4 protein-coding genes and 1 pseudogene are annotated in these 8,270 nt (G+C 68.6%); 3 read left to right on the top strand and 2 right to left on the bottom strand.

What is annotated here, in order from left to right; all coding sequences use genetic code 11:
* From AC1DUQ_RS12990 to AC1DUQ_RS12980, 3 genes and pseudogenes are all read left to right on the top strand, one after another.
* Nucleotides 1–2,008, top strand: a pseudogene (locus AC1DUQ_RS12990) (hypothetical protein); the annotation flags it as partial.
* A gap of 1,694 nt (nt 2,009–3,702) precedes the next feature.
* Nucleotides 3,703–4,395, top strand: a complete 693-nt coding sequence (locus AC1DUQ_RS12985; protein ID WP_477073917.1) for a hypothetical protein — start codon at nt 3,703–3,705, stop codon at nt 4,393–4,395.
* A 101-nt stretch (nt 4,396–4,496) separates the two neighbouring features.
* Nucleotides 4,497–5,915, top strand: coding sequence for a tetratricopeptide repeat protein (locus AC1DUQ_RS12980; protein WP_477060624.1), 1,419 nt, complete (start codon nt 4,497–4,499; stop codon nt 5,913–5,915).
* A gap of 244 nt (nt 5,916–6,159) precedes the next feature.
* Here the strand turns inward: AC1DUQ_RS12980 and AC1DUQ_RS12975 are convergent, their stop codons facing one another.
* Entirely contained in the window at nt 6,160–6,939 is a 780-nt protein-coding gene (locus AC1DUQ_RS12975) for a 2-oxo acid dehydrogenase subunit E2 (RefSeq protein ID WP_477060625.1), read from the bottom strand.
* A gap of 2 nt (nt 6,940–6,941) precedes the next feature.
* Nucleotides 6,942–8,270, bottom strand: a 1,329-nt coding sequence (locus AC1DUQ_RS12970) for a carboxylesterase/lipase family protein (protein ID WP_477073916.1), incomplete at its 5' end; no start/stop codon positions are given.

The following is an 8,270-nucleotide window of genomic DNA, read 5'->3' as shown; positions in this document are numbered from 1 at the left end:
CCCCTACCAGGAGCAGCCCGGCATGGCGTACGTCATGCACGAGGGCGAGCTGCTGGTGTTCCCGCAGGAAGTCGCCGACCGGGTGCGGGCGCAGGCGCTCGCGGCGCTTGCCGAGGCTGCACGCCAGGCCCGGGACCTTAACGAGAGCAGCACGTACCGCATGGGCGAGCACCTGCGCCTCAACTACGAGGAGCAGCCCTACGTGGGCTTCGTGGTGAGCGTCTTCAACGGCGAGGAGCCCGTCGAGCTCCAGTCGCGCATGCTCGACCCGCTCAGCGACTCCAACGTCGCCCTGAGTCGCTTCCGCAACGCTCAGCAGCGAGGCTCGCTCGCCGACATGGGTGACGCCGTGTTCACCGCCGTCGAGAAGGCAGGGCAGGCCAACCAGATCGTGCGCGATGGGATCGAGGCGGCGATCAACACCGCCGGTGGCATCGTGGAAGGGCTCACGATCACCCGGAACCTCTCCTTCGCAATCGCGCTGTCGATCGGCGCGATCGTCGCCGCTCCGTTGGTGGCGGCCGGTGTCGCGGGCACGGGCGCCACCGGCCTGCTCGCGACGGGAATGACGGCGGTCGGCACGAGCGGCGTGGTCGGCGTGGGCGGGTACACGCTGGGCTTCGGCAGCGGGGCGGGCGGTGAGCTGCTGGCCGGGAACGGCGCGGACCGGGCGCTCGAGGCGGGGCTCGCCGAGGGCAGTCGGGTAGGCACCCAGGGCGCGCTGATCGGGCTCGGCGGCGGGGCCAGCCTCGGTCTCGCACGCAACCTCGGGGTCGGCGCAGAGGGGCTGACCTTCGGGCAGAACCTGTGGCGCGGCATGGCCGCCCAGGGCGGTGGCGGCGCCCTGAGCGGCACCGCGGGCGGCCTCCTGCAGGAGCCGCCCGAGGGGTCGTCGCGCGGCGACATGGCCCTGCGTGGTGGGCTTACCGGCCTGGGCTTCGGCCTGTTCGGTGGCGCCGCCGGGACGTACTCGCAGACGCTCACCTCACCGGGCGCCCAGTTCGCCGTCGGCGTGGGTGCCCCGAGCCTCGCGGCCGGAGGTGTCACCTATGCGCAGACCGGCGACCTGTCGCAGTCACTGCAGGCGGGAGCCGTCGCGCTGGCCGTCGGCACGCTCGGCCGGGCTCGCGCGAACCAACAGGGTCAGAACGGACCGCAACGGTCCTTCCGGCTGGACGCGCGTGGGCATCCCGGCGCCGAGGCGCGCCTGTACCGGATGGGTCAGTCCCTCGGCAATACCACCCGTGCCTACGGGCTGGCCGCAGGCCTCGGCCTGTTTAGCGCGGCGCCGGCGTTCCGGATGGGCCAGTCGGGCGGCGGATACAACCTGACGGATCCCCGCACCCCGTCGGGATACGTCGCACGTCCGACGACCCAGACCGCGGCGACCCAGACCGCGGCGCAGCCAGCACCTGCGCAGGCTGCTCCGGCTCAGGCAGCCCCCGCGGCGGCACCTGCGCAGGCTTCAGCACCTCCCGCGACGCCAGCGCCGCCCACCGCGGCCGCCGTTCGCATCTCGTCCGGCGCGTTCCTCGTCAACCCCGCACGACTCGTGGCGGACCCGTTCTCCGGTGCCGTCCTCGGTCAGCGTTCGGCCTCGGCCCAGACCGACCGGTCCGTGATCACCGGGCCGCGCGCCGACGAGGCGGAGGCGGCGGGCTGGCGGGAGGCTCTGCGCAGGGGAGAGATCGGCCTGCAGGCGCCGCTCGGGGCGAACGTGCGAGGCGGTGACTTCTTCACCGCACGCGTCGACGCCAACGGCCAGGTGACTCTCATCGCGACGGACGTGAAGATGTCGACGATCGGGCAGTTCCCGGCGCCGGCGACCACTTTGAGGCCCGCCTGGCGTGCAGAGCTCCAGGCTGCGATCCAGCCCGGCCGCCTCAACCTCGGGGACCCGGCGCTCGAGGCAGCCATCCGAGCCGCCTTCGCCGCAGGGCGGGTCCAGCTGCGTCAGCTCAACGCCGACTATTCACCGTCTGGCGGTGGCTCGATCACCGGCTTCTGAGCCGTTCGGCATCATCGGCCTCCGTCGCAGGCCCCGGACGAGCGAGGGCGCCGACGTCGTCGGCGCCTCCGTGACGGGTCGACGAGCGATGGCAGCACGCGAGGTTGCCCGTGGGTGCCTACAGCACGGCGACATCGGCAGCGTCTCGGGCCTCACGTTGTGGGCAAACGGCGGCCGACGCGTTTCGGGAGGTCAGGCGCTGGGACCGCACTACCCACGAAGCGGACCTTCGCGACGCGATGCGCAACCTTGGCTACATCGCCGGCTGAGCCTCGTCGAGGAGCTGGCGGGCAACCAGCGTGGGGAGGGGCGTGCTCCCGGGGCTTCGTCGGCTACCTTCGAGAACTCGTCCGCTGACCGCAGTTGCCCGTCTCGGTCGTGGTTCGTCGAACGGGCAATGTCCCCAGCTTCGACTCGACAGGCTCGATGCGCGGCGGGCCGATGACGATGAGTGGCCAGTCGACGTCGCCGTCGATGGCCCGTAGGCGGGAACTGATTACTGCTCCGGGCTTTCGGGCACCACCGCGGCGACCGAGTTTCGGTCCGTCGAAGTGCTTTTCGGCGGCTCCACGCTGACCGCGCAGAGCCGTGTTGACTCTGTCAACCGACGAGCCCGAATCGAGGGGGTTCGCCCGAGTCGGTCGAGAGCAATCGCGCAGGTGGCAGCCCACTACCAACGGCTTTCCGACGGCTCTCAACGGCTCCGGCTCACGATCCTGGATCGCCACCGCGCGTCGGGAGTGATCGGGATCCGTGCGGCGCCGCAGGCAGCCTCAAGGGTGAGGGCGACGACGGACAGGACGGGATCAGGCTGCGGCTGACGTGATCGTCGGCACGACGAGCACACTGGTGGAGCATGGACGATGTTCCGAGCCTGACGTACGGCGAAGGAGTGTGCTCGTGACTACCCGCCTGGTACTCCCCGAAGAACCGACCGCGATCGGGCCCGATGGGAGCGACGTGCGCGTCCTCCTCGACACCCCGCACGGCGGTCTCGCACACTTCACGTTCCCACCCGGGTCGGTGTCGCCCACCGTCCGGCATCGCACCGTCGACGAGCTGTGGTACTTCATGTCCGGCGCTGGGCGCATGTGGCTCAGCACAGCAGGAGACTCGCAGGGCCTCGTTGTCGCACCGGGTGTATGCATCAGCATTCCGGTCGGCACGGCGTTCCAAGTCTCCGTAGCACCAGGCGACCCGCTCGTCGCGATCGGGGCCACGATGCCTCCTTGGCCCGGGCTGGGCGAGGCAGAAGTTGGCAGCGATGGACCGTGGACTGCGACGCTTTCCTCAGGGCCGCACTGACCGTGCCTGCCCTGCATGGGGGCCTCACCGCAGTCGCTCGAGCAAGGTCTCGATCACATCGAGCGACTCGCTGATGTACGCGTCCAAGGGCGGCCCGCGTCTCTGCCGCGAATTCGTCGCCCATGTACCGTCTCAACCGACTTATGGGCTGACTATTGAGGCCGCCTCCGGCCAGGGATAGTCTCGACCGTGAGGATTCTTCGCAGCGGCGAGACCCGCTCCCCTCGAAATGCAACGAAGTGCTCGGATTCCCGTGGTGTGCACGCATGCATGCGGCGCTGAAAGAGCGGACGCCGAGCCACGCCGTGTTTGATGCCTGCGGCAACTGCGTCGACAGCGCGTGTTTATCTGAGGAGTTCAGGAGCGCCAGCAAAGGTGTGTGATGCGCGATGTACGTCCTATCATTGCAGACCCTGACGGAGCAGATCGTCGGCGCTCAGGTCGCCGAGAAGCACCTCAGCGGCAGTGTGGAGGACCTTTCGATCCTCTTCGAGGGGAACAATCTCGAGGTGATCGAGACGCGCTATACCGCGTTTGGATTTCTTGCGTTCGACCCGCGTGCCGATCACGTGATCGTCGACTATCTCGCCGAGGGGACGCTCGCAGCCGACTCTGGTGCGAGGGTCCTCGTTCTGTTCACCACCGCACGACCGGCACCCTTCCCGAGTCCGCTGGACGTGGAATCCCTGGACTGGCTCGAGCTCGATACTGGCACGCTCCCTGCTCAGGAGATGCTTCGAGATCTCTTCGTCCCGAATGAGGCCCCGCCGCTCCCGGGGATCGCCTTTCTCCGCAGGTTCTCGACGGGGGACGAGGCGATCTACTTCCCTCTTGGAGATCACGAGACGGCGGCCGCGCTAAGGCAATACCTTCGCGCCTTGTTCGTCGATGTGGCGGGGGCAGCCGACGCTGGGACGACTGGGCGCCAGTTCATCAATCACATCGCCGTGAAAAGTCAGCTAGCCAATAGGACGTTCCGGCGCGGCATGATCGGTTCACCCCGGCAGTGGCTCATCAGTGGCTATCGGTACGTCAAAGCCAATGCCGGCGACATCATCGCAGCGGTGGGGCTCTTTGTATGACTCTCTCTTGGCGACCGGATCGGAGCGAAGCGATGATATTGACGGGCAGAGAGGACTGCACCCGCGCGGTAATTCCGGTTGCCGATGGACTGCTCCAGGAGATGACCACCTTCGGTCGCCTGGCCAGCGCATCAACCTTGGAAGAGGACCAGTTCGCGACCTTCACCGCTGCCGCCGGCTTCACAATGGCGCTGCTCGAGGCTCTACAGGGACCGGCAGAGTTGCGCTTCCGCGCATCTGTGAAGGCGCCCTATTGCTACAACACCGGGAGTTGGCCCCCTTCTCTCGGTCCAGCGGGTCACCTGGGCGAGCCCGGTCAGGTTCTTCCCCCGGCTGAAGCGGCGCGCTCGCTCTTCCTGAACTGGAACCTGGCAGTGACGGACTCGGGCCTTCTCTCCTCGCGACTGCTTCGCTGCGCGTCATGGCAGATGGCACGGCACGGCGTTCCCGCAGCAGTCGACCTCGTCGTCGACCTGTTCGAGTGGGGCTACTGCAACGCCGGGAGCGTCTTCGACGTCTACGACGTCATCATGCGGGCCGGAGCTGTCAGTCAAGATCCCGACTTTGTGGTTGGGGCATTCTTTGGAGGTGCGGTCCCTACGACGCCAGCGGAATTTCTTCAAGCCGACCTACACCTGGATTGGCTGGACGACGTGGTGGCGGGCGACTCACTATTAGGTCGGTCGGCGCTGGAAGCGCTCATCGCCCGCGCGAGCCGTTCCGTTGTCACGACCCGCGAGGCCGGCTCAGTTGGCGAGTGGTTTACCGCGCAGGTGCAACTCGGGGCGCTGCTGACTCTGTTTCTGCCGTTGCAGCGGACCTATGTGCCGACGCCGGGCCCGGGCCTGCAGGTCCTGCTTGGACAGTGGGAGGAGATTCAGGCGGACGCAGTCGGCTTCGAGCTCACGTGCCGCGCGGGGTTTGCCTTTCCCACCTGGGAGACGGTCAGGGCCATGTCCGACAGCGTAGGCGCCGCCTATCGTTCGAGGCTCCCGTCCGATTGGGAGGCCCGGATGAGCGCTGAACGACTCGTGGTTCCGTCCCAGGTTCGCGATCAGGTGCTGCACCCCGAGATCGCTACTGACGTGCCTCCTCGCTGGGTGTCGCTTGACGCTAGCGAGATCCTTCCCTGGACATTGCTGTTCCGAGGTGGTGAGGCCGCCGCGCTATTCACTCGGACTGGCGAGATGACGGCTTCACCGCCAGACGTCGTGCTCGCGGAGCTCAAGGCCCTTATCGAGGGAGCGGGCGACGACCTCGCCGCTCAGGTGAGTCGCGCGTCTCAACTGTGCGCTCGATACCCGTACCTGTCTGCCGCTCATCAGGAGCTCGGCATCGCACACCATCTGGCCGGCGACGTGGAGGCCGGGATCGACGAGCTGGCAGTCGCCCTCGCTCTCGAGCCAGCGGAACCGATGCTCTGGCGGTCACTCGCAGTCGCTCTGAATCAGGGCGGCTACCGCAATGAGGCTGCCATGGCACACGCCGTCGAGGAGTGGATCTCGTCACGATCTGTCTAGCTGCAGGCGCGGGAGCTTCGCGCGCTCCCAGGTCCAGTGGACCGCAAGTCTGCGTCGCTAGGAGGTGACCGCCACGCACAAGACGTGCGGCCCTTGCCTCGAGAGAATTTCTATGGGCAGGGGCGCACTTCGGTCTTCTGGTGCGGATGGTGACCGCTCAAGTGAACGGAACCGGTACTGAGCCGCCAGCCTCAATGCCCATGGATTGCGGACGTTAGTCAGAACGTGAACCCTCGGCAGGTGCTCAAGGCTCGGCGGGAAGTGCGAACTCCTCAAGCGCTGCGCCAGTCTCGATCAGAGTGCTCAGGCTCTCGGTGAAGCGCGCCGCGGGTGCCCCGTCGATCACGCCGTGGTCAAAGCTCAACGTCAGTGGCAGCATCGGCCGCACAACGACGACCCCGTCGCGCACGACCGCGCGGTCCGCGATGCGCCCCACCGTCGCGATCACCGTCAGGGGTGCGAGCGGAATGGCCCACCCCCACCCGCCGGCGAACATCCCGATCGACGTGACTCCCACTGCGGGGCCAAAGGTGGCGGCGATGTCGGGTCTGGTGGCGGCGACACGGATGGCAGTCCGTCGAAGAGGTCCCGGTAGCCGTATCAGCGCCCCGATCAGCCCGCTCGGGCGGTGCTCGTCGCCCGGTCCGTAATTCGCTCGTTGCAGGGTCTGGGAGATCGCCATGCAGGACTGCTGGTCGGCGTCAGCAACCGTGATGGCGTCGAGCACGGTGCGTCCCTGCCAGTGCCGCTCCACGGTCGCGCCGATGTCGACGCGGTCGAAGGAGACGATCGCGTTGCCGGCCTTGCGGGCGTTCACCTCGGGATGCATCGCGACCGCCCGTGCCACGCTCGCGATGACGAAGCCGGTCCACGACACACGCGGCTCGGATGCGGCGATGCGCGCCATGGGGGCGGTCACGTCGAGCTCGAGCAGGGCGTGGACCTGGAATCGTCGGCTCGCGCCCGCCAGCCTGTCCAGGATCGGCTGGCGGTCCCGGGGCACAGCCCGCACGACGTAGGCCATGGTCAGCGGATGCCCTCCCAGAGCGCCCGCTCCCAGGCCCGGGGGTCGTCGACGACCTCCGAGGTGGTGTCGAACCGCATCGTGGCCCTGCGGTGGTGGTCGTACGGGGGCCAGCCGGGATCACCGGTTCTGGCGAAGGCGATCCACGTGGCGTGCATCAGACGCGCGAGGTCCTGCGGCGGGTGGGCGCCGAGCATCGGGCCGAACAGCGGCGCGTCGGGAGTCGCGGTGTCGAAGACGAAGGGCACCTCGACGGCGTGGACCGCGCCGAGCCCGGGGGCGGCCCAGGCGAACTCGTACATGTAGGTGCGTCCGGTCGCAGGGGTGCGCGTGCGGGCTTCGGCGAGGCGGAGGGCGGGCACCCGCATCCACCAGTCGGTCTGGACGTTCGCGAGCAGGTCACCGGGGGAGGCCTGCGGATACCTGTCCCGGTAGGCGTCGAGCGCTGCCGACGGATCCAGTCCGTAGGCCGCCAGCGCCTGGTAGCCGTGCCCGCGGACGGGGCCGGTCAGGATCTCGTCGGTGATCTGGCCGAGGGCGCCGCTGACCAGGAGCCAGAGCCTCCAGTCGTCGGTGTTCGTGCCCACGATGACGTCGACCTCGCCGCCCGAACCGGCCGCGATCTGGTCGATGGGGTAGCCAGGCAGGACCTGCCCGTCGACGACCGGCTGCCACGGCATCGTGCTGGTGACCACCGCCTGGCCCCAGCGCTCCGGGTCCGGGTCGGTGAGCAGCTCGGTCTTCAGCTGGGCCTGTGCCGCGAGCAGGCGATCCACACCGACGGACGCGATCGCCTGGCGGGTCGGGGGCACGCCGAGGATGTCGGCCAGGTACCCGGCGATGCGTCGCGCGTCGTCGGCCGGGGTCACCTGGTGCGCCGCGCCGCTCTGCAGGATGGCCCGGCGGAACAGTCCCTTGGCCTGGGGCATCGCGAGCAGGGTGCCGATGCTCATCGCGCCGGCGGACTCGCCGAAGACGGTGACGTTGCCGGGGTCGCCGCCGAACGCGTCGATGTTCTCCTGCACCCATTCCAGGGCGGCCACCTGGTCGAGCAGGCCGAGGTTGGCGATGCCGTCCCCGAGGTAGAGGAACCCCTCGGCGCCGGGGCGCCAGTTGACGACGACGCAGACGACGCCGTCGCGGGCGAAGTGCGCACCGTCGTAGGCCGAGGTCGAGCTGAGCTCGAACATGCCGCCCTGGATCCAGACCACCACCGGCAGGCCTGTCGCCGTGGGGTCGGGCGTCCAGAGGTTGAGGTTCAGGCAGTCCTGCGACGGTGCGGCGCGCTCGACGCCGGCGAAGGCGCCAGAGACGTCGTGCCAGTCCTCATT

The sequence above is a fragment of the Cellulomonas sp. P4_B5_2 genome, assembly GCF_056402235.1.
The sequence above is the reverse complement of the archived record's forward strand: the minus strand, read 5'-3'. Positions and strand labels throughout refer to the sequence as shown.